1 pseudogene is annotated in these 214 nt (G+C 56.5%); it reads right to left on the bottom strand.

From position 1 onward, the window contains the following. Positions 1 to 214 (bottom strand): annotated as a pseudogene (locus TOK_RS27945) (hypothetical protein); the annotation flags it as partial.

The following is a 214-nucleotide window of genomic DNA, read 5'->3' as shown; positions in this document are numbered from 1 at the left end:
TTCTTGCCGCCGTAACCGGAGTCCCACTTGTCGTCGTTCCACTTGTCGTTCGAGTCGTACTTGTCGTCGCAGCCGTACTTGTCGTCGTCGTACTTATTGTTGTCGTAGTGGTCGGACTTGTTTTCGTGGCAGCCCCACTTGTCCTCGTACTTGTCGTTCTTGCCGCCGTAGCCGCCCCACTTGTCGTTGTCCCACTTGTCGTTCTTGCCGCCGT

The sequence above is a fragment of the Pseudonocardia sp. N23 genome (assembly GCF_002583555.1).
In the GTDB taxonomy this organism is placed as follows: domain Bacteria; phylum Actinomycetota; class Actinomycetes; order Mycobacteriales; family Pseudonocardiaceae; genus Pseudonocardia.
This window is presented reverse-complemented; position numbering and strand designations above follow the sequence as displayed.